Source organism: Streptomyces sp. NPDC005706 (genome assembly GCF_040631045.1).
Classification (GTDB): Bacteria; Actinomycetota; Actinomycetes; order Streptomycetales; family Streptomycetaceae; genus Streptomyces.
In genome coordinates this window covers 54,089-79,892 of sequence record NZ_JBEXYS010000009.1, presented here as the reverse complement: position 1 = coordinate 79,892, position 25,804 = coordinate 54,089, and the positions used below count along the sequence as shown (strand labels likewise).

Here is a 25,804-nt window from a genome sequence, read left to right as displayed (position 1 = left end):
TCGGTCGTGACCAGTCGATACAGATCATCCGAGGCACACCAAGGCCTCAACTCCCTTTCGCCCCGCCGCCGTACGGTCGTCAAGGCCGCGGCGGCGACGGCTGTGCTGGCCGGCCCGCTCGCCGCCACCCTTCCGGCTCGCGCGGCCGACCAGGCCCCCGCATTCCTGCACGGCGTCGCCTCCGGCGACCCGCTGCCCGACGGCATCCTGCTGTGGACCCGGGTGACTCCGGTGCCCGAGGCGATACCCGGTTCCGGGCTCGGCCCGGACACCGAGGTCGGCTGGGTCGTCGCCCGGGACAAGGCGCTCACCGACGTCGTCGCCAAGGGCTCGACCACCGCGAGGGCCGCGACCGACCACACCGTCAAGGCCGACATCCGCGGCCTGGCTCCGGCCACCGACTACTGGTTCCGCTTCTCCGCCGGCGGCACCGACTCCCCGGTGGCGCGCACCCGCACCGCGCCGGCCGCGGACGCCGCCGTGTCCTCCCTGCGCTTCGGCGTGGTCTCCTGCGCCAACTGGGAGGCCGGCTACTTCGCCGCCTACCGCCACCTCGCGGCCCGCGGCGACCTGGACGCCTGGCTCCACCTGGGCGACTACATCTACGAGTACAAGTCCGGTGAGTACGCGGCCCGGGGCAAGGTCGTACGGCCGCACGCGCCGGCGAACGAGATCCTCACCCTCGCCGACTACCGGATCCGGCACGCCAAGTACAAGACCGACCCCGACCTGCAGGCCCTGCACGTGAAGGCGCCGGTCATCGCGATCTGGGACGACCACGAGTTCGCCGACAACGCCTGGTCGGGCGGCGCGGTGAACCACACCGAGGGCGCCGAGGGCGCCTGGTCGGCCCGTCAGGCCGCGGCCAAGCAGGCCTACTTCGAGTGGATGCCGGTCCGCCCCGCCATCGCGGGCACCACCTACCGGCGGCTGCGTTTCGGCAAGCTCGCCGACCTCTCCCTGCTGGACCTGCGCTCCTTCCGCTCCCAGCAGGCCTCCACGGCCAGCGGCTCGGTGGACGACCCGGACCGTACGCTCACCGGCCGCGCGCAGCTCGACTGGCTCAAGGCGGGCCTGAGGGCCTCCGACACCAAGTGGCGGCTGGTCGGCAACTCCGTGATGATCTCGCCGTTCGCCGTCGGCTCCCTCTCCGCGGACCTGCTCAAGCCGCTCGCCAAGCTGCTGGGCCTGCCGCAGGAGGGCATCGCCGTCAACACCGACCAGTGGGACGGCTACACCGACGACCGGCGCGAACTCCTCGCCCATCTGCGCTCAAACGCCATCGGCAACACCGTCTTCCTGACCGGTGACATCCACATGGCGTGGGCCAACGACGTTCCGGTGGACGCGGGCACCTACCCGCTGTCGGCGTCGGCGGCCACCGAGTTCGTGGTCACGTCGGTCACCTCCGACAACCTCGACGACATCGTGAAGGTGCCCGAGGGCACCGTCTCGGCCGTCGCGTCGCCGGTCATCAGGGCCGCCAACCGGCACGTCCACTGGGTGGACACCGACCGGCACGGCTACGGCGTGCTGGACATCACCGCCGACCGCGCGCAGATGGACTACTACGTCCTGTCCGACCGCACCGACGCGAACGCGACCTCCGCCTGGGTGCGTTCGTACCGCACCCGCAGCGGCACGCAGAAGGTCGAGCGCACCTACGACCCGGTGTAGCCGTCCGCTCCGGGCGCGGCTACAGACTGTCGAGGAAGCCGAGCGCCACCCGCCAGGTGGCCTCGGCGGCCTCCTCGTCGTAGTCCGGCAGGCCGGGGTCGGTGTAGACGTGACCGGCTCCGGCGTACCGGTAGACCTCCACGTCCGCGCCCGCCCTGCCCATCTGCAGGTACCAGGCGCTCAGCCAGTCGTCGGTCTCGAACGGGTCCGGCTCGGCCACGTGCAGCTGCACCGGCAGCTCGTCCACGTGCGCGTTCGGGGCGATGTCCGACGTGCCGTGCAGGAGCAGCAGGCCCCGGGCCCGCTCGTCGCCGAGGGCCAGCGTCTGGGCCACGGAAGCGCCGAGCGAGAACCCGGCGTACACGAGACCGCGCTCGGAGTAGGGCGCCGCCGCCAGCACGGCCCGCTTCAGCAGCTCCTCCTTGCCGATCCGCTCGTTGAACTCCATGCCCTCCTCGACCGTCCCGAACGTGCGCCCCTCGAAGAGGTCGGGCGTCCACACCTCGTGGCCCGCCGCGCGCAGCCGGTCGGCGGCCTCGCGCACCGCCGGCCTGAGCCCGTAGGTCGAGTGAAAGAGCATGATGTTCATGAGGCCATGGTGCCAGCCGGGCCGGACGAGGCCGGAACCGCCGTACCCAGATGCGCGGCGAACTCACATGTTCATGCCTGCCGACCACCGGTTAGGAGCGGAGGCATGGAGAACGTACTCCGCCCTCTGATCGTGATCGGCAGTTCCGTCGCGCTCACCCTGGCCATCGGCTGGGTGACGGACCTGCTGCTGCGCAAGGCCGACGCCCGAAATTCCGACACCCCGCTGTGGGAGCTGCTGCGGCGTGGCCGCATCCCCTACCAACTGGTCCTCTGCGCCGCCATGCTCAGAGGCTCCTACGACCAGGCCGAACTGCTGGAGCAGCATCATGCCGGCATCGGCCGGACGCTGACGCTGGTCCTCATCGGGTCCGCCGCCTGGCTGGTGATCCGGATCGCGGCGGCGATCGTCGAGACCTCGTACAGCCGGTACGCACGCGCCCACCGGGACGTGGCCCGGGTGCGCCGGGTGCGCACCCAGGTGGAGCTGATCATGCGGGTGGTCTCGGCGATCGTCATCGTGGTGGCCGCCGCCTCGATGCTGCTGACGTTCCCGGCGATGCGCGCGGCCGGTGCCTCGCTGCTGGCCTCCGCCGGCATCCTCGGCATCGTCGCCGGTGTCGCCGCCCAGTCGACCCTGTCCAACCTGTTCGCGGGGCTGCAGATCGCCTTCGGTGACATGGTGCGCATCGGCGACACGGTCGTCGTGAACGAGGAGTGGGGCACGGTCGAGGAGATCACCCTCACCTTCCTGACGGTACGGACCTGGGACGAGCGGCGGATCACGATGCCGGTGTCGTACTTCACGTCCAACCCGTTCGAGAACTGGTCGCGGGGCACCCCGCAGATGACGGGCATCGTCTACTGGCACCTGGACCACAGCGCCCCGATCGAGGCGATGCGCGAGAAGCTCCGCGACATCCTGCGCCAGTGCCCGGCCTGGGACGGCCGCGCCTACAACCTGGTGGTGACCGACTCCACACCGAACACCATCCAGGTGCGCGCCCTGGTGACCGCCAAGGACGCGGACGACATCTGGACGGTGCGGGTCGCAGTGCGCGAGGAGATGATCACCTGGCTGTCGGCGGAGCACCCCTACGCGCTTCCCCGGGTCAACACCTCCGAGGCGGTCCTCGCCCCGAACCGCATTCCGTCGCCCGACCGCGCGACGCTCCGCAAGGCATACGAGTTCCCGCGCACCGGCCGGGGCTGACCGGGCGCCCGGCCGGCGCCCGCGCACGGCACCGCCGCCGGCCTGGATGCTCCGCGCGTTGAGGTGGCCGGCGCCCGTCAGCACGAGGGTGCCGGCCACATCGTCGGGGGGCCGGCCCCCACCGGTGTCAGCGCAGGCTGCGCACGTCGAGGTGGCGCAGCACCCGGTCCACGATCTCCGGATCGGCGCCCGGCTCGCTGCGCGCCGCCAGCACCTCGTGCCGCGCGGCGCTCAGCATCTCGCCCTGGATCCGCCGCACCCGCTTCAGCCGCCGCGCCCGCTGGTGCTGCGCCTCCCGGCGTTCCTCCTCCCCCATGTCCGGGCTGATCCGGATGCCGATGTCGAAGGCCCGCCGCAGCATCTGCTCCGAGAGCTCCTCGGGCAGCTCCTCCACCTGCTCGATCTCCCGCAGCCTGCGCTTCGCGGCCCCGGCGGCCCGCACCGCCAGCTCCTTCTCGAACTCCGACTCCCGCTCGGAGTCGGCCCGCACCCCCAGCCGCCGCACCAGCCACGGCAGCGTCAGGCCCTGCAGCACCAGCGTGACGATGATGACCCCGAAGGCGATGAACACGAGCTCGTCCCGGTCGGGGAACGGCTTGCCGGCGTCGGTCTCGAGCGGGATGGCCAGCACCAGCGCCACCGAGGCCACCCCGCGCATCCCGGACCACCACATGACGACGGTCTCCCGCCAGCTCATGGGGATCTCCTCCTCGATGTCCCGCCGGGCGTGCAGCCGCTTGGTGAGCCAGGTGGCGGGCAGCAGCCACAGCAGCCGTACGACCACCACCACGCCCGCGATCGCCGCCGCCCAGCCGAGGAGTTCGCCCCACCGCCCGGACGCCGTCCGGATGGCGTTGTGCAGCTCGAGCCCGATCAGCCCGAAGGCGACGCCGGTGACGAGCGTGTCGATGATGTCCCAGAAGGTGTGCCCGGCCAGCCGGGTCAGCACGTCGTCGGCGTCGGTGGCGTACTCGGAGAGGAAGAGCGCGGTGGTGAGCACGGCGAGCACCCCGGACCCGTGCAGTTCCTCGGCGAGCACGTAGGAGGCGAAGGGCACCAGCAGGGTGAGCCCGATCTGCAGCGTGGGGTCGCCGAGCCAGTCCATCAGCTTGTTCGCGAACCAGCCCAGCGCCAGCCCGACGGCGACCGCGACCACGGCGGACAGGACCAGATCGAGCCCGGCGTCCCACGCGGAGAACTCCCCGCTCACGGCGGCGGCGACGGCCACGTGGTAAAGCACGATGGCCGTCACGTCGTTGAAGAGCCCCTCGCCCTCCAGGATCGACACCAGGCGGCGCGGAAGTCCGAGCTGCCCGGCGACGGCGGTGGCGGCGACCGGATCCGGCGGGGCGATCAGCGCGCCCAGCACCACGGCGGCGGCGACGGGCAGCCCGGGCACGATGGTGTGGGCGACCGCGGCCACGCAGAACGTCGTCACGAAGACCAGGGCGACGGCCAGCAGGAAGATCGGCCGCTTGTTCGCCGTGAACTGCCGCCAGGAGGTGCGTCGTACGGCGGCGTAGAGCAGCGGCGGCAGCAGCGCGGGCAGGATCAGCTCGGGCGGGAACTCCACGTTGGGCACGAAGTCGGCCACCGCGAGGACGCCGCCGAGCAGGGTCATCAGCACCGGCGCCGGCACCCCGAACCGGTTCCCGACGGGAACGCTCAGCAGGGCCCCGAGCAGCACCACGAACAACAGGGCCAACTGATCCACGGCAAGCGCTCCGGGAGTCGACGATCACACGGCAGGTCTCCAGCCTGCCACGACGCTCGCGCCCCGGCCGTACCGGCGGGTCTACAGGACGCGCCGCATGGCCCGGTGCGGGATCCCGGCGTCCGGGAACTCCGGGCCGTACGCCTCGTACCCGAGACGCTCATAGAAACCCAGGGCGTGGGTCTGCGCGTGCAGGTCCACCGCGGCCAGGCCACGCGCGCGTGCCGCCTCCTCGACGGCCCGCACCAGGGCCGCGCCGACGCCGAGACCGCGCGCCGGACGGGCGACGGCGAGCCGGCCGAGGGAGCCGACCGTGGCGTCCCCGCCGGTCTTCGCGGCGGCGGCCTCGCCGTACAGCAGGCGTCCGGTGCCGAGCGGCACGCCGTCCTCGCGGGCGGCGAGCACATGGACCGCGACAGCGTCGTAGGCGTCGTACTCGATGTCCTGGGCGACGCCCTGCTCGACGACGAACACCTCCTTGCGCACCGCGAAGCAGGCCTCCCGGTCGGCGGGGTCCTCGGCGACGCGGACGGTGTACGGCGCGCTCACGCGTACGTCTCCTCGCGGACCTGGTCGAGGGCCTGCCGCAGGTCCTCGGGGTAGTCGCAGCCGAACTCCACCCACTGCCCGTCGCCGGGGTGCTCGAAGCCGAGCCGCACGGCGTGCAGCCACTGGCGGGTCAGGCGCAGCCGCTTGGCGAGCGTCGGGTCGGCGCCGTAGGTGAGGTCGCCGACGCAGGGGTGGCGGTGGGCGGACATGTGGACGCGGATCTGGTGGGTGCGGCCGGTCTCCAGCTTCACGTCGAGCAGGGAGGCGGCGCGGAACGCCTCGATGAGGTCGTAGTGCGTCACGGAGGCCTTGCCGTCGGCCGTCACCGCCCACTTGTAGTCGTGGTTGGGGTGGCGGCCGATGGGCGCGTCGATGGTGCCGCTCGTCGGGTCCGGGTGGCCCTGGACCAGGGTGTGGTAGCGCTTGTCGACCGTGCGCTCCTTGAACTGGCGCTTGAGCGAGGTGTACGCCCGCTCCGACTTGGCGACCACCATCAGGCCGGACGTGCCCACGTCCAGGCGGTGCACGATGCCCTGGCGCTCGGCGGCGCCGGAGGTGGAGATCCGGTAGCCGGCGGCGGCGAGGCCGCCGATGACGGTCGGGCCGTTCCAGCCCGGCGAGGGGTGCGCGGCCACGCCGACCGGCTTGACGATCACGACCACGTCGTCGTCGTCGTGCACGATCTCCATACCCTCGACAGGCTCGGCGACCACCTGCACGGGCGCCGGGGCCTGCGGCATCTCGACCTCGAGCCAGGCGCCGCCGCGCACCCGCTCGGACTTGCCGACCACCGTGCCGTCGACCTGCACCTTGCCGGCCGCGGCGAGTTCCGCCGCCTTCGTACGGGAGAAGCCGAACATGCGGGAGATGGCGGCGTCGACGCGCTCGCCCTCCAGGCCGTCGGGCACGGGCAGGGTACGGATCTCGGGAATCGTGCTCACCCGTCGAGTATGCCGGACGGCTCGGCCGGCCCCGAACTAGCCTGTGGACAACGGTCCCGGGCAGGACCCGGGGTCAGTCCTTGTGGACGGTGCCGTCCGGGTCCAGACCGCGGAACGACAGCAGCACGATCAGGATGCCGCCGCACACGATCGCCGAGTCGGCCAGGTTGAACACCGCGAAGCCCTTGGGCGCGATGAAGTCCACCACCTCGCCCTGGAAGACGCCGGGCGCCCGGAAGATGCGGTCGGTGAGGTTGCCGAGCGCACCACCGAGCAGCAGGCCGAGCGCGATCGCCCAGGGCAGGCTGTAGAGCTTGCGGGCGAGGCGGACGATCACCACGATCACCGCGGCCGCGATCAGCGTGAAGATGATCGTGAAGGCGGCTCCGAAGCCGAAGGCCGCGCCCGGGTTGCGGATGGCGTGCAGCTCCAGCCAGTCCCCGACCACCTGGACCGGCGCGTGGTGCTCCAGCTTCGCCACCACCAGCATCTTGCTGATGAGGTCGAGGGCGTACGCGAACACGGCCACCGCGAACAGCACGGCGATCCGGCGTCCGCGTCCGCTCCGCTGCCGCGCCGGCGCCGTCTGCTCGCCGGTCCCGGGCGTACCGGACGCGCCGGACCCGGCGGGTGCTTCGGCCGCCGCCGTCCGCTCGCCGCTGTCGTCCGGGGTGTCCGGCGTACCGATGATGCGCTCCGCCTCTGCCACGTGAGTCCCTCAACCTAGGTGCCTGACTGAGGACGAGAGTACGTCACGCCCCGGCCGGCCCCGGCGCTCAGGAGCGGCGTTCCTGTTTCTGCTTGCACTCCACGCACAGGGTGGCCCTCGGGAACGCCTGCATACGCGCCTTGCCGATGGGATTGCCGCAGTTCTCGCACAGTCCGTAGGTGCCCGCGTCCAGCCGTTCCAGGGCGTGCTCGTTCTGGGTCAGCATCTCCCGCGCGTTGGCGGCCAGCGCCATCTCGTGCTCGCGCGTGATGTTCTTGGTGCCGGTGTCGGCCTGGTCGTCGCCGGCGCCGTCACCGGAGTCCCGCATCAGACCGACGAGGTTGGTCTCGGACGAGCTGATCTCGGTGCGCAGCCGGTCCACCTCGGACGACAGCTCGGCGCGGGCCTCGGCGACCTCCTCGGGGGTCCAGGGGTCCTCGCCGGGGCGTACCGCCAGATCGCCGGGCTCCGCCGCGGCGAGCCGCGCCTTGGGAACGGCGCTCTGCTTCGCCGCGGCCGTGCCAGGAGTCTTCTTCGCAACCACTGTCGTGGCTCCCGTCTGCTTCGCGGCCCGCGCCGCGCCCGCCTTCTTGGCCGTGCTCTTGCCGGCCGCCTCCGAGGAGGGGCCCTCGGTGGCCGTCCGCTCGGTGACGGCCTCCTCTCCGCCCGCCTTTCCGGCCGCCGCGTGCGCGGCCGCCTTCCCGGCACCCGTCTTCACGGCGGCCGTGTCCTTCCCGGCCGTGCCCTCGACGGCAGATCCCTTCCCTCCCGCGCCCTTTCCGACCACTTTCCCGGCGACCACTTTCCCGGCGGCCGTCTTCTTCACGGCCGCATCCTCACCGGCCGTCCCCTTCGAAGCCTTCCCTGTGGCCGCCGTGTGCTTCCGGGCCGGTTTCCCGACGGCCGCGCCCGTCCCGGTCGTCTCCTCACCGGTCACGTCCTTCGTCCCCCTCCCCTTCGCAGCCGTTTCCCTGGCCGCCGCACGCTTGTGGGCCGGCTTCCCGCCGACCGTCTGCTCGGCCGCCGCCCTGGCCGCCGCCGCCCTGGCCGGCTGCTTCACGCTCGTGCTCCCGGCGGCCGTCTTCTTCGCGTCCGCCTTCTTCGCGCTCGTCTTCTTCGCGTCCGCCTTGTCCGCGGCCGCCTCCTTGCCGGCCGCCTGCTCGGCGGCGCCGGCCGGTTTCCTGGCCTTGGCCTTCGTGGCGGCCCCGTTCCCGGCGGCCCCCTTCTTGGCGGCCTTTTCCGCGGAGTCCGCTTGCTTGGCCACCCTCTCCGTGGGGGCACCCTCCTCGGCGGCGCCTGTCCTCGCCACCGTCTTCCTGACCGCCGTCTTCCTGACCGCCGTCTCCTGGACCGCCGTCTTCGTGGCGCCGTCCTCGGCGGCCGTGCCCTGGCCGGCCGCGGCCCTCGCGGCCGCCTTCCCGGCCGACGCCTTCTCCGTCCCCTTAACGGCCGGCGCCTTCTCCGTCCCCTTCCCGGCCGGCGTCACCTCGGCGGAAGCCCTCCCAGCCGACGTCTCCTCTGCCGGAGCCTTCCCGGCCGACGCCCGTTTCCCGGTGGAGGCACCGGCCCTCGTGCCGCCACCGGCACGCGCCGGGCCGCTTCCCGTCCCCGTGGACGTGGGCGTCCCGGCGGACGCCGCCGCGTGGTGCCTCTTCGCGTCGGCCGCCGTTGCCCGGGCCGTCCTCACCGGCCTCGCCCGCCCGGCCGGGACGGCATCCGCGCGCGTGGTCTTTCTGCCGCCGGCTCCCCCGGCCTCGCCGCCGGAGGCGGCCGCGCCACTGGAGCGGCCGGACGCCTGCTGCTGTACGGCGGGCTTCTTCGCCACCATGGCCGCGGCCCCTTCACATGCCGTGATCTTGCTCGCGAATCGTGCTGGGACGATAAATCGACTTGAGTCCCGCGGCAACGGGGCACACCGCCCGATTCGCCCGCCCGCATCCCCCGAGCAGCGGACCTGCAACCGTTGTGCCCCGCTCCCCGCCGGGTAATCCGCGAAGCGGAGCGCGCCACGGCGCGAGCGCCTCCCCCCTCGCCATTCGGGTCATCGCGCCCGCTCCCTCCCCGCCTCCTCACGCGCGCGGGAAAAGCGGTCGGCCGCTGTCCGCGCGGCGCCGTACACTGGGCGGAGCGAGAAGCATGGATGGGGACGAGTAGCGGCGTACGCAGCGCAGAGCGACCCGGGGACGGTGTGAGCCCGGGGGCGAGCGCGACGTGAAGATCACCCCGGAGCCGCCGGAAGAAAGCCGTGGCAGCCGCCACGGCGAGTAGAACCGGCTTCGCGACCCCAATGAGGGGGCTCACCGGCGCGGACGGCGCGGCGGAGAGCCAAGGAGGGTGGTACCGCGGGAGCGCGCCGCACACGGCGTGGACAGGAAAGAGCTCTCGTCCCTCCGACGGAAGGCAGCAAGTCCGTTGGAGGATGCTCGCAGATGACAGCGCCGACGTACCGCCAGGTGCCCGCCCAGGTCGACCTGCCCGCGCTTGAGCACGCCGTGCTCGACTTCTGGCGCGAGCAGAAGATCTTCGCCAAGAGCCTGGAGCAGTCCGAGGGACGCCCCGAGTGGGTGTTCTACGAGGGCCCGCCCACCGCGAACGGCATGCCCGGCGCCCACCACATCGAGGCCCGCGTCTTCAAGGACGTCTTCCCGCGCTTCCGCACCATGCGCGGCTACCACGTGGCCCGCAAGGCCGGCTGGGACTGCCACGGCCTCCCCGTGGAGCTGGCCGTCGAGAAGGAGCTCGGCTTCTCCGGCAAGCAGGACATCGAGGCGTACGGCATCGCCGAGTTCAACGCCAGGTGCCGCGAGTCGGTGACCCGGCACACGGACGCCTTCGAAGAGCTCACGACCCGCATGGGCTACTGGGCCGACCTCCAGGACCCGTACCGCACGATGGACCCCGAGTACATCGAGTCCGTCTGGTGGTCGCTGAAGGAGATCTTCGACAAGGGCCTGCTGGTCCAGGATCACCGGGTCGCCCCCTGGTGCCCGCGCTGCGGCACCGGCCTGTCCGACCACGAGCTGGCGCAGGGCTACGAGACGGTCGTGGACCCGTCCGTGTACGTCCGCTTCCCGCTCACCTCCGGGCCGCTGGCCGGCGAGGCCGCGCTCCTGGTGTGGACGACGACCCCCTGGACCCTGGTGTCCAACACCGCGGTCGCCGCGCACCCCGAGGTCACCTACGTCGTCGCCACCGACGGCCAGGAGAGGATCGTCGTCGCCGAGCCGCTCGTCGGCAAGGCGCTCGGCGAGGGCTGGGAGACCACCGGGCAGTCCTTCACCGGCGCCGAGATGGAGCGCTGGACCTACCGGCGCCCCTTCGAGCTGGTCGAGTTCCCGGAGCCGGCGCACTACGTGGTGAACGCCGAGTACGTGACCACCGAGGACGGTACGGGTCTGGTCCACCAGTCCCCCGCGTTCGGTGAGGACGACCTCAAGGTCTGCCGCTCCTACGGCCTGCCCGTGGTCAACCCGGTGCGCCCGGACGGCACCTTCGAGGAGGACGTCCCGCTCGTCGGCGGCGTCTTTTTCAAGAAGGCCGACGAGAAGCTCACCGAGGACCTCAAGGAGCGTGGCCTGCTCTTCCGGCACCTGCCGTACGAGCACAGCTACCCGCACTGCTGGCGCTGCCACACCGCGCTGCTGTACTACGCGCAGCCGTCCTGGTACATCCGCACCACCGCGATCAAGGACCGTCTGCTCCAGGAGAACGAGAAGACGAACTGGTTCCCGGACACGGTCAAGCACGGCCGGTACGGCGACTGGCTGAACAACAACATCGACTGGGCGCTGTCCCGCAACCGCTACTGGGGCACCCCGCTGCCCATCTGGCGCTGCGAGGAGGGCCACCTCACCTGTGTCGGCTCGCGCGCGGAGCTGTCCGAGCTGACCGGCACCGACCAGTCGAACCTCGACCCGCACCGGCCCTACATCGACGACGTCACCTTCGTCTGCCGGCACGAGGACTGCGGCCTGACGGCCACGCGCGTGCCGGAGGTCATCGACGCCTGGTACGACTCGGGTTCGATGCCGTTCGCGCAGTGGGGCTACCCGTACAAGAACAAGGAGCTGTTCGAGGCCCGCTACCCGGCGCAGTTCATCTGCGAGGCCATCGACCAGACCCGCGGCTGGTTCTACACGCTGATGGCCGTCGGCACGCTGGTGTTCGACAAGTCGTCGTACGAGAACGTCGTCTGCCTGGGCCACATCCTCGCCGAGGACGGCCGCAAGATGTCCAAGCACCTGGGCAACATCCTGCAGCCGATCCCGCTCATGGACCAGCACGGCGCGGACGCGGTGCGCTGGTTCATGGCGGCCGGCGGCTCCCCGTGGGCGGCCCGCCGCGTCGGCCACGGCACCATCCAGGAGGTCGTCCGCAAGACGCTGCTGACGTACTGGAACACGGTCGCCTTCCAGGCCCTGTACGCCCGCACGTCCGAGTGGGCGCCGTCCGCCGCCGACCCGGCCCCGGCCGAGCGTCCGCTGCTGGACCGCTGGCTGCTGTCCGAACTGCACGCGCTCACCGACCAGGTGACGCAGTCCCTGGAGGCGTACGACACCCAGCGCGCCGGCAAGCTGCTGTCCGCGTTCGTGGACGACCTGTCGAACTGGTACGTCCGCCGTTCCCGCCGCCGCTTCTGGCAGGGCGACAAGGCGGCGCTGCGCACGCTGCACGAAGTGCTGGAGACGGTCACGAAGCTGATGGCGCCGATCACCCCGTTCATCACCGAGCGGGTGTGGCAGGACCTGGTGGTGCCGGTGAGCCCGGGCGCCCCCGAGTCGGTCCACCTGGCGACCTGGCCCGAGGCGGACCTGTCGGCGATCGACCCGGAGCTGTCCAGGCAGATGGTCCTGGTCCGCCGCCTGGTGGAGCTCGGCCGTGCCACGCGCGCGGAGTCGGGCGTCAAGACCCGCCAGCCGCTGTCCCGGGCGCTGATCGCCGCCACCGGCTTCGAGGCCCTGGACCGCGAGCTGCACGCGCAGATCACGGAGGAGCTGAACGTCTCCTCGCTGGCGTCCCTCTCCGAGGTCGGCGGTTCGCTGGTCGACACGACGGCCAAGGCCAACTTCCGTGCTCTGGGCAAGCGGTTCGGCAAGCGGGTGCAGGACGTGGCCAAGGCGATCGCGAACGCGGACGCGGCCGCGCTCTCCCTCGCCCTGCGCGCGGGCACGGCGTCGGTGGAGGTCGACGGGGAGACGGTCACGCTGGCCCCCGACGAGGTGATCATCACGGAGACCCCGCGTGAGGGCTGGTCGGTGGCCTCCGACTCCGGTGCCACGGTGGCGCTGGACCTGGAGATCACGGAGGAGCTGCGGCAGGCGGGCCTCGCCCGTGACGCGATCCGGCTGATCCAGGAGGCCCGCAAGAACAGCGGCCTGGACGTCGCCGACCGCATCGCGCTGCGCTGGACCTCCACGGACCCGGCGGTCGTCGCGGCCCTCTCGGAGCACGCCGGCCTGATCGCCGAGGAGGTCCTGGCGACCGACTTCGCCCAGGGCGAGGCCGACGCCGGCTACGGCGAGCCGTTCACGGACGAGGGCCTGTCCCTCACGTTCCGGCTCCGCAAGGCGTAGTCGCCGGAAGAGTACGACGGCCCGGTCCCCCGCTGGGGGGCCGGGCCTTCGGCGTTCCGGAAGGCAGGGACGGATGGGCGGCACGGATGGCCGGGACAAAGGGGCGGCCCGGACGGGCGGCACGAAAGAGCGGGACGGGACGGAACGGGGCGGCGGGCGGAAAGGCCGGCTCTCGATACCCGCCGAGGGGCGTCAACACGCGTAAAAAGGGCGGGCCCTCCGGACCGAAGTCCGGAGGGCCCGCCCTGAACGCTGCCGACGCCGTTGTCGTACTACTGGCCGCGGCCCGTCAGTTGTCGTCCTCGTCGATCAGGAACCCGCGCATCGGCGAGGGCGCCTGGCCCATCGGGGACGGACCCTGCGGACGGACCGGAGCCATGGGCTGGGTCATCGCGGGGGTCATCTGCTGCTGACCGCCGTAGGACGGGGCGGACGGCGCGGGACCACCCATTCCCTGGTTGCCTCCGTAGGACGGAGCACTCGCGCCGGCCGGGGCCATGGAGGGCGCCGGGGACGGCGGAAGCGAGGCGGTGGCCGGAGTGCGCGGCGGCGCCAGGGAGTCGTCGGCCTGGGTCTCCAGCTGACGCAGCTGGGACTCGAGGTACGACTTCAGACGCGTGCGGTACTCGCGCTCGAAGCCGCGCAGGTCCTCGACCTTGCGCTCCAGCGTGGCGCGGGCGGACTCCAGGGAGCCCATCGCGACGCGGTGCTTCTCCTGCGCGTCCCGCTCCAGCGCGTCGGCCTTGGCACGGGCGTCACGCTCCAGACCCTCGGCGCGGCTGCGGGCCTCGCCGACGATCTTGTTGGCCTCGGAACGGGCCTCGGCGATCGCCTGGTCGGCGGTCTGCTGGGCCAGTGAGAGGACTCGGGCGGCGCTGTCGCCACCGGGGCCCTGACCGGGGCCGCCCATCGGACCGCCCATGGGGCCGCCCATCGGGCCACCCATCTGCTGCTGCATGGGCGGCTGACCGCCCATGGGGCCCTGGCCCATCGGACCCTGGCCCATCGGACCCTGACCCATCGGACCCTGGCCCATCGAGCCGGGACCCTGCGGGCCGCCCTGACCGCCGGGACCGGCGGGCAGCTGCGGGGCGCCGCTCGGCAGCTGGGGCGGACCACCCATGGGGCCACCCATCTGCTGCTGCGGCGGGCCCGATATGCCGGCGGGCACCGGAGCGCCGGGACCTCGCATCCCCTGCTGAGGCATGCCGCCCTGCTGGGGCATCCCGCCCTGCTGAGGCATTCCGCCCTGCTGAGGCATGCCGCCCTGCTGCTGGTCCTGCTCCGGGGGCTTGCGCATGTTCTGCTGGTTCTGGGCAGCAGCGCGCGTGGCCGCGGCCAGTTTGGCGCGCAGGTCCTCGTTCTCGCGGAGCAGGCGCGTCAGTTCGGCTTCGACCTCGTCGAGGAAGGCATCGACCTCGTCCTCGTCATAGCCTTCTCGGAGGCGGACGGTCGTGAACTGCTTGTTCCGCACGTCCTCGGGGGTCAACGGCATCTCTTCACCTCAACGTAGTCATCGGCAGTCGGCAAGACCGTATCGTCCATCCTCATCACACAAATCTCTGTGCGACGGAGATGAGGATCCAGACGATGATCATCAGTACGAAGAAGGACAGGTCGAGCGCCACGCCCCCGAGACGCAGCGGCGGAATGAACCGCCGCAGAAGCTTCAGCGGTGGATCGGTGACAGTGTAGGTGGCCTCCAGGACGACCACCATCGCCTTGCCGGGTTGCCACGAGCGGGCGAACTGGAAGACATAGTCCATGACCAGCCGGAAGATGAGCACGACGAGGAACACCATCAGCGCGATGTAGATCACCTGCGCGAACACGCTCATGGCCTGACTTTCCCTCTCCCCTGTTTCCGTGCTTTTCCCGGTGGTACGTCTCAGCTCTGGTTGAAGAACCCGCCCTCTGCGATGCGGGCCTTGTCCTCCGCCGTGACATCGACGTTAGCAGGAGACAACAGGAACACCTTCTGCGTCACCCGCTCGATGCTGCCGTGAAGACCAAACACCAAACCGGCCGCAAAGTCGACAAGTCGCTTCGCGTCTGTGTCATCCATCTCAGTCAGATTCATGATCACCGGGGTGCCCTCACGGAAGTGTTCCCCGATGGTACGGGCTTCGTTGTACGTCCGCGGGTGCAGCGTGGTGATCCGGTAAGGCTCCCGCTCGGACACGACCTTGGGCATGATCACCGGTGCGTTCTTCTCCAGGGACTGGCGTTCTTGTGTGATGGATGCCACGGGCGCGATTCGCGCCGGGCGCCCGGATTCCGCGGCGAGCGAAGTCGAACGGGCCACCGGCTCGCGCGGCGCGGGCGGTTGCACGATTCGCACCTCTTCGTCCCTTTGGGACTGATGCGCACCGTGTGACTGGTGTGACACCTCATGCCGTCGGTGGTCCCGGTCGAGTTCCGGGTCCAGCTCGGGCTCGAAGTCGTCGTCGGGGTCGAATCCGCGGCCGTCGTACCCATCGTCCTCCACGAGGCCGAGGTAGACCGCCATCTTGCGCATCGCGCCGGCCATTCTCTGAGTCCTCCGCTCTGTGGTGGATCGACTGCGACTGCCAAGTGCCCGCGATCCACGTGGTCGTTGTGCCCGCTTTCGCGGACATTGACCATATTTTCTGCTGTGGTCCGACTTCCTGGCGACGTTACCCGAGCCTGGGGCGGACTCCGAGTACCGCAGTGCCGACGCGCACATGTGTCGCTCCGGCCGCCACTGCCTGCTCGAGGTCCGCACTCATCCCTGCCGACACCATGGTTGCAGCAGGATGAGCCCGGCGCAGGTCAGTCGACAAATCCATGAGCCGCTCGAACGACGCCTGTTCGCGTCCCGCGTACTCCCCGGTGAGCGGTGCGACGGTCATCAGACCGTCGAGCCGCAGTCCCGGCGACCCGGCCACGAGGCCGGCCAACTCCTCGATCCCGTCCGGCGCCACACCACCGCGCTCGCCCCGGCCGCTCTCCCCCGCGTCCAGCGCGACCTGGATGAGGCATCCCACCTCGCGCCCGGCGCGCCCCGCCTCCTTCGACAGTGCGGTGACGAGCCGGGCTCGGTCGATGGACTGCACGAAATCGGCATAACCAACCACGGAACGGACCTTGTTGGTCTGCAACTGGCCGACGAAATGCCATTTCAGCGGCAGATCCGCACAGGCGGCCGCCTTCGGCGCCGCGTCCTGGTCACGGTTCTCGGCGACGTGGCGCACACCGAGTTCCGACAGGATGCGCACATCGCTCGCCGGGTAGGTCTTGGTGACCACGATCAGGGTCACCTCCTCCCGCTCGCGCCCGGCCGCCGCACACGCGGCGGTGATGCGCTGCTCCACGTTCGCCAGGTTCGCGGCGAGTTCGGTCTTACGGTCCGTCATGCCCCATCAGTCCAGCCAGACATAGCCCGCGAGCCGCCCGGTGGTGCGGTCGCGGCGGTACGAGTAGTGGTCGCCCGACTCCAGGGTGCACACCGGGGACTGCGCGCGGTCGCGCACCCCGAGCCGCTCCAGCTGGGCGTGCACTCCGGCGCTCACGTCCACCGCCGGAGTGCCCCAGCCGGTTGCGGCGTGCGCCGCCGGCTCGACCGCGGCCACCTCGGCGCGCATCGTCTCCGGCACCTCGTAGCACCGGCCGCAGACGGCGGGTCCGGTGCGGGCGGTGATCCGCTCCGCCTCGGCGCCCAGTTCGACCATGGCCCGTACGGCGGCGGGGACGACCCCCTTGATCATTCCCGGCCGGCCCGCGTGGGCGGCGGCCACGACCCCGGCGACCGGGTCGGCCAGCAGCACCGGTACGCAGTCGGCGGTGAGGACCGCGAGCGCGAGCCCCCGGCGTGCGGTGACGATCGCGTCGACCTCCGGCACGGGAAGCTCGCCCCAGGGCGCGTCCACGACGGCCACGTCGGCCCCGTGCACCTGGTTCATCCAGACGACCGTGTCGGCGCCGAACCCCAGCGACTCCGCCGCCAGCTCCCGGTTCGCCCGGACCGATCCGGGGTCGTCGCCGACCGCGCCGCCGAGGTTGAGCTCCTCATACGGAGCGGCGCTCACCCCGCCCCACCGGTCGGTGAAGGCGAAGTGCGCGCCGCTCACGCTCTCGCGCTGTCCTATCACTTCAGGAAGTCCGGGACGTCCAGTTCCTCGGCCGCGCTGTCCGCGTAGGTGCGCGGCGCGGGCGGGACCGACGGGGTGACCGGGATCTCGGCCACCGGCTCGGGCGCCGGCTCCGGCTCCTCCTTCGGCGTCACGCTGCCGAGGGAGCCGAAGGACGGGCGGCTCTCCGGCTGCCGCGCCGGAGCGGGCTCCTCGCGGCGGGGCGCGGACGAGCCGGAGGCGGAGGCGGAGCCGAGGACGTTGTCCCGGCGGGCCGGCGGCTGACCGCCGTCGAAGCCGGCCGCGATCACGGTGACCCGCACCTCGTCGCCGAGGGCGTCGTCGATGACCGCACCGAAGATGATGTTGGCCTCGGGGTGGGCGGCCTCACTGACCAGCTGGGCGGCCTCGTTGATCTCGAACAGACCGAGGTCGGAGCCACCGGAGATGGAGAGCAGCACGCCGCGGGCGCCGTCGATGGACGCCTCCAGCAGCGGCGAGGAGATCGCCATCTCGGCCGCGGCCACCGCGCGGTCGTCGCCGCGGGCCGAACCGATGCCCATCAGGGCGGAACCGGCCTCGGACATGACCGACTTGACGTCGGCGAAGTCCAGGTTGATCAGGCCGGGCGTGGTGATGAGGTCGGTGATGCCCTGCACACCGGAGAGCAGGACCTGGTCGGCCGACTTGAAGGCGTCCAGGACCGAGACCTGCCGGTCCGAGATGGACAGCAGCCGGTCGTTGGGGATGACGATGAGGGTGTCGACCTCTTCGCGCAGTTCGGCGATGCCGTCCTCGGCCTGGTTCGCGCGGCGCCGTCCCTCGAAGGTGAACGGGCGCGTGACCACGCCGATGGTGAGGGCGCCGAGCGAGCGCGCGATGTTGGCCACGACGGGCGCGCCGCCGGTGCCGGTGCCGCCGCCTTCACCGGCCGTCACGAAGACCATGTCGGCCCCCTTGAGGACCTCCTCGATCTCCTCGCGGTGGTCCTCGGCGGCCTTGCGGCCGACGGCCGGGTTGGCTCCGGCGCCGAGTCCGCGGGTGAGTTCGCGGCCGACGTCGAGCTTCACGTCGGCGTCGCTCATCAACAGCGCCTGCGCGTCGGTGTTGATGGCGATGAACTCGACGCCCTTGAGACCGACCTCGATCATCCGGTTGATGGCATTGACACCACCGCCGCCGACACCGATGACCTTGATGACTGCGAGGTAGTTCTGCGGTGCTGCCACGTCGAAGGCCTCTCGCCTCGAATTACGTTGTCGCCGCCGGGCGGTTCCCCGCACCGGGACGACGGATGCCGAATGGGACGGTCCGTAGCGCCGACCCGAACCCTAACCCTGAAGTTTAGGGTTACCAGTGTGTCTGTTCCTTGAAGTCTTCTGAACAGGACACTAAGTCGACAAGTGGCGCCCGTTCAACGAACACGCCGAACCTCCCGTTTTTCTTTTCACCCTATGTGATCAGCCGTAGCAGTGCCCAACCAGGGTGCTGGCCTGCGCTGATACCCGTCAACTCCCCGATGACGCAGGCGCGGTGGGCACGCTCACGTCGAAGTGCCGGGCGCCGTGAGCTGCTTTCATGAGTGCTGTGAGGGCCCGTGCCTTGGCGCGACCGTTCTCACCGCTGCCCCAGGCGACCGTGCGGCCGTCGGCCAGTTCCACCGAGATGTCGTCGTAGGAACGGACTTGGACGGTCCGGGCGTCCCGCGCGACGGCGGCCGGGAGGGAGCCGGCCACCCCCACCGCCTCGCGCACCAGACGGTCGGTGCCGAAGCGCCGGAAGCTCGCGGCGGCCGGATCCGACCGGGACGCGGTCAATTCCAGTAGCGGAACGCCTTTCGGTGCCTGCGAAACGGTGGCGAAACGGACGCCTTCGTCGTCGACTTCGACGAAGTTCCCGGCTTTGCGGACAAGTAGTACCGGAGTCCGCTCGGTCACCTTGAGGCCGATTCCACGGGGCCAGGCGCGAACGACCGAAACGGTGTCGATCCGGGGCAGTTTCCGCCGGAGCCGCGCTTCGACGGCGTCCGTGTCGACGGAGACCAGCGGTGCCCCGACCGGCACGGAGGCGACCTCCCGCACATCGGCGGGGGTCAGCATCCGCGTGCCGGTGACCGAGACGTGCCGCACGCGCAGCCACGAGGAGCCGTACAACACCCAGGTGGAGCCCGCTCCGAGGAGCACCAGGGCGACGGCAAGGATGACGATCATACGAAGGCGTGCCCGCCTCAGCCGTCGCGCGGGCGGCGGGCCGGACGACTCCTGCTGGCGTTCTCCGCGCTCGGCGGTAGTCGATCCGGCCACCCTCACTACCCCTTCGTCATATGGTCCTATCGGCGTGAGGCGATCGCCTCGTACACCATGCCGACGAGCAGCTCGTCGGCGTCGCGACGGCCGAACTCGCTTGCCGCGCGCGACATCTCGTACAGCCGGTGCGGGTCCCCGAGCACGGGCAGGACGTTCTGCTGCACCCACTCGGGGGTGAGTTCCGCGTCGTCGACGAGGAGGCCGCCGCCCGCCTTCACCACCGGCTGGGCGTTCAGCCGCTGTTCGCCGTTGCCGATGGGCAGCGGGACGTAGGCGGCCGGGAGTCCGACGGCGGAGAGTTCGGCGACGGTCATCGCGCCCGCGCGGCAGAGCATCAAGTCGGCCGCGGCGTACGCGAGGTCCATCCGGTCCAGGTAACTTACCGGGATGTAGGGCGGCATTCCCGGCATCTGCTGCACCTGCGGCAGTTCGTTCTTCGGGCCGACCGCGTGCAGGATCTGGATGCCGGCCTGCTGCAGCCACGGCGCGACCTGCTGGACCACCTCGTTGAGGCGCCGGGCACCCTGGGAGCCGCCCGAGACGAGCAGGGTGGGCAGGTTCGGGTCCAGACCGAAGCGGGCGCGCGCCTCCGGACGGACCGCGGCCCGGTCCAGGGTGGCGATGGTGCGGCGCAGCGGGATGCCGATGTAGCGGGCGTCGCGCAGCTTGCTGTCCGGGGTGGAGACGGCGACCCGGGCGGCGTACCGGGAGCCGATCTTGTTGGCCAGGCCCGGGCGGGCGTTGGCCTCGTGGATCACGATGGGCACACCGAGGCGCTTGGCGGCCAGATAGGCGGGCAGGGCGACATAGCCTCCGAAGCCGACCACGGCGTCCGCCTTGGTGCGCTCGAGGATCTGCTCGGCGGCCTTGATCGTGCCGCGCAGCCGGCCCGGGACGGTGATCAGCTCGGGAGTGGGCTTACGGGGCAGCGGCACCGCCGGGATCAGCGCCAGCTCGTAGCCGCGCTCCGGGACGAGCCTGGTCTCCAGGCCTCGCTCCGTGCCCAGGGCCGTGATCCCCACGGTCGGGTCCTGCCTGCGCAGGGCGTCCGCGAGGGCGAGCGCGGGCTCGATGTGGCCCGCGGTACCTCCGCCGGCGAGTACGACATGCACCGAAATTCACCGCTCTCCGGACGAGCGCGCCACCGAGGCGCGCCGTCGCATCGTGTTCCATCTCCGAGGCCCCCGCTCGGCACCGGAGCCTCCTGCCCGCTTTCTACCAAAGCGAGGTTGCCGCATCGCAAGCGCCGCCCGCGCAGCGGGGTCCTCGCGCGCGAAGGCGATCAGCAACCCGATGGCGAACATGGTCGGCAGCAGGGCGGACCCTCCGTAGGAGAACAGCGGGAGGGGCACGCCGGCGATCGGCAGCAGGCCGAGCACCGCACCGATGTTGATCACCGCCTGAGCGGTGATCCACGTGGTCACGCCTCCCGCGGCGTACCTCACGAAGGGGTCCTCCGTGCGTCCGGCCACGCGGATACCCGCATAGCCTAGAGCCGCGAACAGGGCGAGCACCGACAGCGTCCCCGCCAGACCCAGTTCCTCGCCGGTGACGGCGAAGATGAAGTCGGTGTGCGCTTCGGGCAGTTGTCCCCATTTCTCCACACTCGCGCCGAGCCCGGAGCCGAACAGTCCGCCGGAGGCGAGGGCGTAGATCCCGTGCACGGCCTGCCAGCAGTCGGCCACTCCCGACTTGGGCTCGGTGGCGCCGATGCAGGCCAGCCGGGCCATCCGGTTGGGGCTGGTCTTGATGAGCACGACACCGATCAGGCCGGCGACCGAGAGCACTCCGGCGAACAGCCGGGTCGGCGCCCCCGCCAGCCACAGCAGGCCGAACAGGATCGCTGTGAGAATGATCGCGGTTCCCATGTCGCCGCCGAGCATGATCAGGCCCAGCAGCATGAAGGAGGCCGGCACCAGCGGCACCAGCATGTGCTTCCACTGGGTCAGCAGCTTGCGTTCCTGCTTGCGCGCGATCAGGTCGGCGCCCCACAGCACCAGGGCGAGCTTGCCGAACTCGCTGGGCTGGATCTGGAAGGAACCGCCGAGGGAGATCCAGTTCTGGTTGCCGTTGACCGCCATCCCTATCCCGGGCACCTGCACCAGGACCATCAGGAAGACGGCGCCGGCCAGAATCGGGTAGGCCAGTGCCCGGTGCAGCTTCACCGGCATGCGGGAGGCGACGAACATCAGCACGCCGCCGATGGCCGCGGCGAGGAACTGCTTGCGGAAGAAGTACGAGCCCGGCAGCGACAGCTGCAGCGCGGTGATCTGGGAGGCCGAGTAGACCATCACCAGGCCCAGCACGGTGATAAGGAGGCTGCCGCCGAGGATCACGTAGTACGCGGTCAGCGGCCGGTCCCAGGCCTTCCGCGCGCGCGTGCAGAGCCGCTGCACGGCGTTCTCGCGCGGTGGTCCGGGGAGCGCGGGGCGCCGGGACGCCCGCTGTACGGGCGGGCGGCCGGTACGGCTACCGGGCATGGGCGCCTCCACTGAACGTCGACCGTCCCACGCGTCCCTCCCAAGATCCGCCCGGCGGGCGGCCGGGTCAGGCGCCGAGCTCGCGGACCGCGGCCGCGAACGCGTCGCCGCGCTGGTTGTAGTTGGTGAACATGTCCATGGAGGCGCAGGCCGGGGCCAGCAGCACGGTGTCGCCGGTCCTGGCCAGCCGCTTCGCCTCCGTCACCGCCTGGAGCATCGCCCCAGTGTCGGTCCGTTCGAGGTCGACGACGGGTACTTCCGGGGCGTGTCGCGCCAGGGCCTCTCGGATCAGGGCACGATCGGCGCCGATCAGGACGGCCCCGCGCAGCCGCTTCGCCGACTTGGCGACCAGCTCGTCGAAGGTGGCACCCTTCGCCAGACCGCCCGCAATCCATACGATCGACTCATATGACGCCAACGAGGCTTCCGTGGCGTGGGTGTTCGTGGCCTTGGAGTCGTCCACGTACGCCACCCCGTCGATGTCCGCGACGTGCGCGATGCGGTGGGCGTCCGGGCGGAAGGCCCGCAGACCGTCGCGTACGGCGGTGGCGGGCACGCCGTACGCGCGCGCGAGGGCGGCCGCGGCAAGGGCGTTGGCGATGTTGTGCGGGGCCGGCGGGTTGACGTCGGAGACCTCGGCCAGCTCCTGCGCGTTCTTCTGCCGGTTCTCCACGAAGGCGCGGTCGACCAGGATGCCTTCCACGACGCCGAGTTGGGAGGGACCGGGGGTACCGAGGGTGAAGCCGACGGCCCGGCAGCCCTCCTCGACGTCCGCCTCGCGCACCAGGTCCTCGGTGAGCTTGTCGGCCACGTTGTAGACGCAGGCGATCCGGTTGCCCTCGTAGATACGGCCCTTGTCGGCCGCGTAGGCCTCCATGGAGCCGTGCCAGTCGAGGTGGTCCGGAGCCAGGTTGAGGACGGCGGCGGAGTGGGCGCGCAGCGAGGGCGCCCAGTGGAGCTGGTAGCTGGAGAGCTCCACGGCGAGGACGTCGTACTCCTCCTCGCCGAGGACCGCGTCCAGCAGGGAGACGCCGATGTTGCCCACGGCGGCGGTGCGCAGGCCCGCGGCCGCCAGGATGGAGGCGAGCATCTGCACGGTCGTGGTCTTGCCGTTGGTGCCCGTCACGGCCAGCCAGGGTGCCGCGCCGGGCCCCCTGAGGCGCCAGGCCAGCTCCACGTCGCCCCAGACCGGCACTCCGGCCTTCCCGGCGGCGACGAACAGCGGCTTGTCCGGCTTCCAGCCGGGCGCGGTGACGATCAGCTCGGTGCCTTCCGGCAGGGTGGCGCCGTCGCCGAGGCGCACGGTGACGCCGAGCGCCTCCAGCTCCGCGGCCTGCTCACGCGCGCGTGCGTCGTCGCCGTCGTTGACGACCGTGACGATCGCACCGCGCGCGTGCAGCACCTTGGCCGCCGGGACGCCGGAGACGCCGAGCCCGGCGACGGTGACGCGCTTGCCCTGGAATTCAGAAGGCACCGAGGAGGTCACTTGTCCGCTGCCCATCCCGCGTAGAAGAGGCCCAGTCCGACGATCACACAGATGCCTTGGATGATCCAGAAGCGGACCACCACCAGGACCTCGGACCAGCCCTTGAGTTCGAAGTGGTGCTGAAGTGGCGCCATCCGGAAGACGCGCTTCCCGGTGAGCCGGAAGGAGCCGACCTGGATGACGACCGACATGGTGATGAGGACGAACAGGCCGCCCATGATGGCCACCAGCAGCTCGGTGCGGGAGAGGATGGCCAGGCCGGTGAGGACACCGCCGAGGGCGAGCGAACCGGTGTCCCCCATGAAGATCTTGGCCGGCGAGGTGTTCCACCACAGGAAGCCCAGGCAGGCGCCCATCAGGGCGGAGGCGACCACGGCGAGGTCCAGCGGGTCGCGCACCTCGTAGCAGGCGCCCGGGTTGGTCAGCGTCGTCGCGTTGGCGCAGGACTCCTGGAACTGCCAGACGCCGATGAACGTGTAGGCGCCGAAGACGAGCACGGAGGCGCCGGTGGCGAGGCCGTCCAGACCGTCCGTGAGGTTCACGCCGTTGGACATCGCCAGGATCATGAACAGCGCCCAGAGGACGAACAGCACCGGGCCGATGCTCCAGCCGAAGTCGGTGATGAACGACAGCTTGGTGGACGCCGGGGTGTTGCCGCGCGCGTCCGCGAACATCAGCGACAGCACCGCGAAGCCGATGCCGACGATGAGCTGGCCGGCCATCTTGGCCTTGGCCCGCAGACCGAGCGACCGCCGCTTGACGATCTTGATGTAGTCGTCCAGGAAGCCGACCAGGCCCATGCCGAACATGAGGCCGAGGACCAGCAGTCCGGAGTAGGTGGGGGGGTATCCGGTGATGAGCTTGCTCAGGAAGTACGCGGCGATGGTCGCCAGGATGAAGGCGATACCGCCCATGGTCGGCGTACCGCGCTTGCTGGCGTGCTCGCGCGGGCCGTCGTCACGGATGTACTGGCCGTAGCCCTTGCGGGCGAGGAGCTTGATCAGCAGCGGGGTGCCGACCAGCGTCAGGAAGAGGCCAATGACTCCTGAGAACAGGATCTGCTTCATCATCGGGCGGCAACCTCACCCTCGGCACCGGTCTCGAGCAGCGCCTGGGCGACGCCCTCGAGCCCCACCGAACGGGACGCCTTCACGAGCACGACGTCCCCCGGGCGCAACTCGCTGCGCAACAGGTCGACCGCCGCCTGTGCGTCGGACACGTGCACCGACTCCTCACCCCACGAACCCTCGTTATATGCGCCCAGTTGCAGCCAGGAGGCCTCAATCCCCCCGACCGCGACGAGCTTGCTGACGTTGAGCCGGACGGCGAGCCGTCCGACGGCGTCGTGCTCGGCGAGCGCCTCGTCCCCCAGCTCGGCCATCTTGCCGAGCACCGCCCACGTACGGCGCCCCTTGCCCATGGCCGCGAGCGCCCTGAGGGCGGCCCGCATGGACTCGGGGTTGGCGTTGTAGGCGTCGTTGACGATGGTCACGCCGTCCGGGCGCTCCGTGACCTCCATGCGCCAGCGGGAGAGGGAGCCCGCCTCGGAGAGCGCGGTGGCGATCTCTTCCGCGGACATGCCCAGCTCATGGGCGACGGCGGCCGCGGCGAGCGCGTTCGACACGTGATGCTCACCGTACAGGCGCATGGTCACATCGCTTGCACCGGAGGGTGTGTGAAGCCTGAAGGCGGGCTGTCCGCTGTCCGTGAGTCGCACGTTCTCGGCGCGTACGTCCGCTTCGGCCGACTCTCCGAAAAGGACCACCTTCGCCTTGGTACGGGAGGCCATGGCCCGCACCAGCGGGTCGTCGGCGTTGAGGATCGCCGCGCCGTCCTCCGGGAGCGCTTCCACGAGTTCGCCCTTGGCCTGGGCGATCTGCTCGCGGCCGCCGAACTCGCCGATGTGGGCGGTGCCCACGTTGAGCACCAGGCCGATCCTCGGCGGGGTGAGGCCGGCGAGGTAGCGGATGTGCCCGATGCCGCGGGCGCCCATCTCCAGTACGAGGAAACGGGTTTCGGCGGTGGCGCTGAGCGCGGTCAGCGGGAGCCCGATCTCGTTGTTGAGCGAGCCGGGCGTGAACACGGTCGGCGCCTTGCGCCGCAGCACCTGCGCGATGAGGTCCTTGGTGCTGGTCTTGCCGGCGGAGCCGGTCAGCGCCACGAGGGTCGCGCCGAGGCTGCGTACGACGTGGCGGGCGAGGGCGCCGAGGGCGGCCTGGACGTCCTCGACGACGATCGCCGGCACACCGACGGGCCGGGAGGCCAGAACGGCCGCGGCACCGGCCTCGACGACCGCCCGCGCGTAGTCGTGGCCGTCGGCGCGCTCGCCGACGAAGGCGACGAAGAGGCTGCCCGGCACCACCTCTCGGGAGTCCCGGACGACCGGTCCGGTGACCTGGACGGACGGATCCGGTATGTCGTGCGTCTGCCCGCCGACGACTTCGGCGATCTCGGCGAGGGAGAGGGCGATCACAAGT

General features: G+C 71.1%; 21 protein-coding genes. 3 read left to right on the top strand and 18 right to left on the bottom strand.

Annotated features, from left to right (window positions below; all coding sequences use genetic code 11):
* Positions 1–6 precede the first annotated feature (6 nt).
* Positions 7–1,677, top strand: a complete 1,671-nt coding sequence (locus ABZ478_RS17730; protein WP_359550196.1) for an alkaline phosphatase D family protein — start codon at positions 7–9, stop codon at positions 1,675–1,677.
* Between the two features lie 19 nt (positions 1,678–1,696).
* On the opposite strand, the gene ABZ478_RS17725 is transcribed toward ABZ478_RS17730, so the two are convergent.
* Positions 1,697–2,266, bottom strand: a complete 570-nt coding sequence (locus ABZ478_RS17725) for a dienelactone hydrolase family protein (RefSeq protein ID WP_358931084.1) — start codon at positions 2,264–2,266, stop codon at positions 1,697–1,699.
* A 105-nt stretch (positions 2,267–2,371) separates the two neighbouring features.
* Between ABZ478_RS17725 and ABZ478_RS17720 the strand changes: the two genes are divergently transcribed.
* Complete coding sequence (locus tag ABZ478_RS17720) at positions 2,372–3,478, top strand: mechanosensitive ion channel domain-containing protein (protein WP_359550193.1); 1,107 nt, start codon at positions 2,372–2,374, stop codon at positions 3,476–3,478.
* 127 nt (positions 3,479–3,605) lie between these two features.
* Here the strand turns inward: ABZ478_RS17720 and ABZ478_RS17715 are convergent, their stop codons facing one another.
* From ABZ478_RS17715 to ABZ478_RS17695, 5 genes are all read right to left on the bottom strand, one after another.
* The gene (locus ABZ478_RS17715; RefSeq protein WP_359550190.1) at positions 3,606–5,192 is read right to left on the bottom strand and encodes a Na+/H+ antiporter; all 1,587 of its coding nucleotides are present in this window, start codon (positions 5,190–5,192) and stop codon (positions 3,606–3,608) included.
* Positions 5,193–5,273: 81 nt separating this feature from the next.
* On the bottom strand, positions 5,274–5,741 hold the full coding sequence (locus tag ABZ478_RS17710; RefSeq protein WP_359550188.1) for a GNAT family N-acetyltransferase: 468 nt from the start codon (positions 5,739–5,741) through the stop codon (positions 5,274–5,276).
* Entirely contained in the window at positions 5,738–6,682 is a 945-nt protein-coding gene (locus ABZ478_RS17705; protein WP_359550186.1) for an RluA family pseudouridine synthase, read from the bottom strand. Before ABZ478_RS17705 ends, ABZ478_RS17710 begins: the two co-directional genes overlap by 4 nt.
* A gap of 73 nt (positions 6,683–6,755) precedes the next feature.
* Positions 6,756–7,391: a signal peptidase II gene (gene lspA / locus ABZ478_RS17700; protein ID WP_358931072.1), complete on the bottom strand. Its 636-nt coding sequence runs from the start codon at positions 7,389–7,391 to the stop codon at positions 6,756–6,758.
* Between the two features lie 67 nt (positions 7,392–7,458).
* A complete protein-coding gene (locus ABZ478_RS17695; protein WP_359550183.1) occupies positions 7,459–8,877 on the bottom strand; it encodes a TraR/DksA family transcriptional regulator in 1,419 nt (472 codons plus the stop codon).
* A gap of 943 nt (positions 8,878–9,820) precedes the next feature.
* Here ABZ478_RS17695 and ileS point away from each other — a divergent pair.
* Positions 9,821–12,964, top strand: coding sequence for an isoleucine--tRNA ligase (ileS, locus tag ABZ478_RS17690; RefSeq protein ID WP_359550180.1), 3,144 nt, complete (start codon positions 9,821–9,823; stop codon positions 12,962–12,964).
* Positions 12,965–13,253: 289 nt separating this feature from the next.
* Here ileS and ABZ478_RS17685 read toward each other — a convergent pair whose 3' ends face one another.
* From ABZ478_RS17685 to murF, 12 genes are all read right to left on the bottom strand, one after another.
* The gene (locus ABZ478_RS17685) at positions 13,254–14,459 is read right to left on the bottom strand and encodes a DivIVA domain-containing protein (protein ID WP_359550179.1); all 1,206 of its coding nucleotides are present in this window, start codon (positions 14,457–14,459) and stop codon (positions 13,254–13,256) included.
* A gap of 55 nt (positions 14,460–14,514) precedes the next feature.
* Positions 14,515–14,802: a YggT family protein gene (locus tag ABZ478_RS17680; RefSeq protein WP_143636437.1), complete on the bottom strand. Its 288-nt coding sequence runs from the start codon at positions 14,800–14,802 to the stop codon at positions 14,515–14,517.
* Between the two features lie 50 nt (positions 14,803–14,852).
* Complete coding sequence (sepF, locus tag ABZ478_RS17675; protein ID WP_351670509.1) at positions 14,853–15,494, bottom strand: cell division protein SepF; 642 nt, start codon at positions 15,492–15,494, stop codon at positions 14,853–14,855.
* 127 nt (positions 15,495–15,621) lie between these two features.
* Positions 15,622–16,341 carry a YggS family pyridoxal phosphate-dependent enzyme gene (locus tag ABZ478_RS17670; RefSeq protein ID WP_359550177.1) on the bottom strand — a complete coding sequence of 240 codons (720 nt, stop codon included), beginning with the start codon at positions 16,339–16,341 and terminating at the stop codon, positions 15,622–15,624.
* 6 nt (positions 16,342–16,347) lie between these two features.
* Complete coding sequence (gene pgeF, locus ABZ478_RS17665) at positions 16,348–17,076, bottom strand: peptidoglycan editing factor PgeF (RefSeq protein ID WP_359550175.1); 729 nt, start codon at positions 17,074–17,076, stop codon at positions 16,348–16,350.
* Positions 17,073–18,284 (bottom strand): cell division protein FtsZ, encoded by a 1,212-nt coding sequence (ftsZ, locus tag ABZ478_RS17660; RefSeq protein ID WP_351670518.1) that lies wholly within the window; start codon positions 18,282–18,284, stop codon positions 17,073–17,075. The genes pgeF and ftsZ overlap by 4 nt, the downstream gene beginning before the upstream one ends.
* 279 nt (positions 18,285–18,563) lie before the next feature.
* A complete protein-coding gene (locus ABZ478_RS17655; protein WP_359550172.1) occupies positions 18,564–19,358 on the bottom strand; it encodes an FtsQ-type POTRA domain-containing protein in 795 nt (264 codons plus the stop codon).
* A gap of 26 nt (positions 19,359–19,384) precedes the next feature.
* On the bottom strand, positions 19,385–20,473 hold the full coding sequence (murG, locus tag ABZ478_RS17650) for an undecaprenyldiphospho-muramoylpentapeptide beta-N-acetylglucosaminyltransferase (protein ID WP_358931054.1): 1,089 nt from the start codon (positions 20,471–20,473) through the stop codon (positions 19,385–19,387).
* A 6-nt stretch (positions 20,474–20,479) separates the two neighbouring features.
* Positions 20,480–21,841 carry a putative lipid II flippase FtsW gene (gene ftsW / locus ABZ478_RS17645; RefSeq protein WP_359550169.1) on the bottom strand — a complete coding sequence of 454 codons (1,362 nt, stop codon included), beginning with the start codon at positions 21,839–21,841 and terminating at the stop codon, positions 20,480–20,482.
* A 67-nt stretch (positions 21,842–21,908) separates the two neighbouring features.
* Complete coding sequence (gene murD, locus ABZ478_RS17640) at positions 21,909–23,342, bottom strand: UDP-N-acetylmuramoyl-L-alanine--D-glutamate ligase (protein ID WP_359550166.1); 1,434 nt, start codon at positions 23,340–23,342, stop codon at positions 21,909–21,911.
* Complete coding sequence (gene mraY / locus ABZ478_RS17635) at positions 23,324–24,397, bottom strand: phospho-N-acetylmuramoyl-pentapeptide-transferase (RefSeq protein WP_359550165.1); 1,074 nt, start codon at positions 24,395–24,397, stop codon at positions 23,324–23,326. Before mraY ends, murD begins: the two co-directional genes overlap by 19 nt.
* The gene (gene murF, locus ABZ478_RS17630; protein ID WP_359550162.1) at positions 24,394–25,800 is read right to left on the bottom strand and encodes a UDP-N-acetylmuramoyl-tripeptide--D-alanyl-D-alanine ligase; all 1,407 of its coding nucleotides are present in this window, start codon (positions 25,798–25,800) and stop codon (positions 24,394–24,396) included. The genes mraY and murF overlap by 4 nt, the downstream gene beginning before the upstream one ends.
* Positions 25,801–25,804 lie beyond the last annotated feature (4 nt).

What these genes read in the sequence shown, in the direction of transcription:
- ABZ478_RS17670 (WP_359550177.1), bottom strand. Translation starts at nt 16,341, where the DNA reads ATGACGGACCGTAAGACCGAACTCGCCGCGAACCTGGCGAACGTGGAG.
- ABZ478_RS17720 (WP_359550193.1), top strand. Translation starts at nt 2,372, where the DNA reads ATGGAGAACGTACTCCGCCCTCTGATCGTGATCGGCAGTTCCGTCGCG.
- ftsW (WP_359550169.1), bottom strand. Translation starts at nt 21,841, where the DNA reads ATGCCCGGTAGCCGTACCGGCCGCCCGCCCGTACAGCGGGCGTCCCGG.
- ABZ478_RS17685 (WP_359550179.1), bottom strand. Translation starts at nt 14,459, where the DNA reads ATGCCGTTGACCCCCGAGGACGTGCGGAACAAGCAGTTCACGACCGTC.
- sepF (WP_351670509.1), bottom strand. Translation starts at nt 15,494, where the DNA reads ATGGCCGGCGCGATGCGCAAGATGGCGGTCTACCTCGGCCTCGTGGAG.
- murD (WP_359550166.1), bottom strand. Translation starts at nt 23,342, where the DNA reads ATGGGCAGCGGACAAGTGACCTCCTCGGTGCCTTCTGAATTCCAGGGC.
- ABZ478_RS17680 (WP_143636437.1), bottom strand. Translation starts at nt 14,802, where the DNA reads ATGAGCGTGTTCGCGCAGGTGATCTACATCGCGCTGATGGTGTTCCTC.
- ileS (WP_359550180.1), top strand. Translation starts at nt 9,821, where the DNA reads ATGACAGCGCCGACGTACCGCCAGGTGCCCGCCCAGGTCGACCTGCCC.
- ABZ478_RS17725 (WP_358931084.1), bottom strand. Translation starts at nt 2,266, where the DNA reads ATGAACATCATGCTCTTTCACTCGACCTACGGGCTCAGGCCGGCGGTG.
- mraY (WP_359550165.1), bottom strand. Translation starts at nt 24,397, where the DNA reads ATGATGAAGCAGATCCTGTTCTCAGGAGTCATTGGCCTCTTCCTGACG.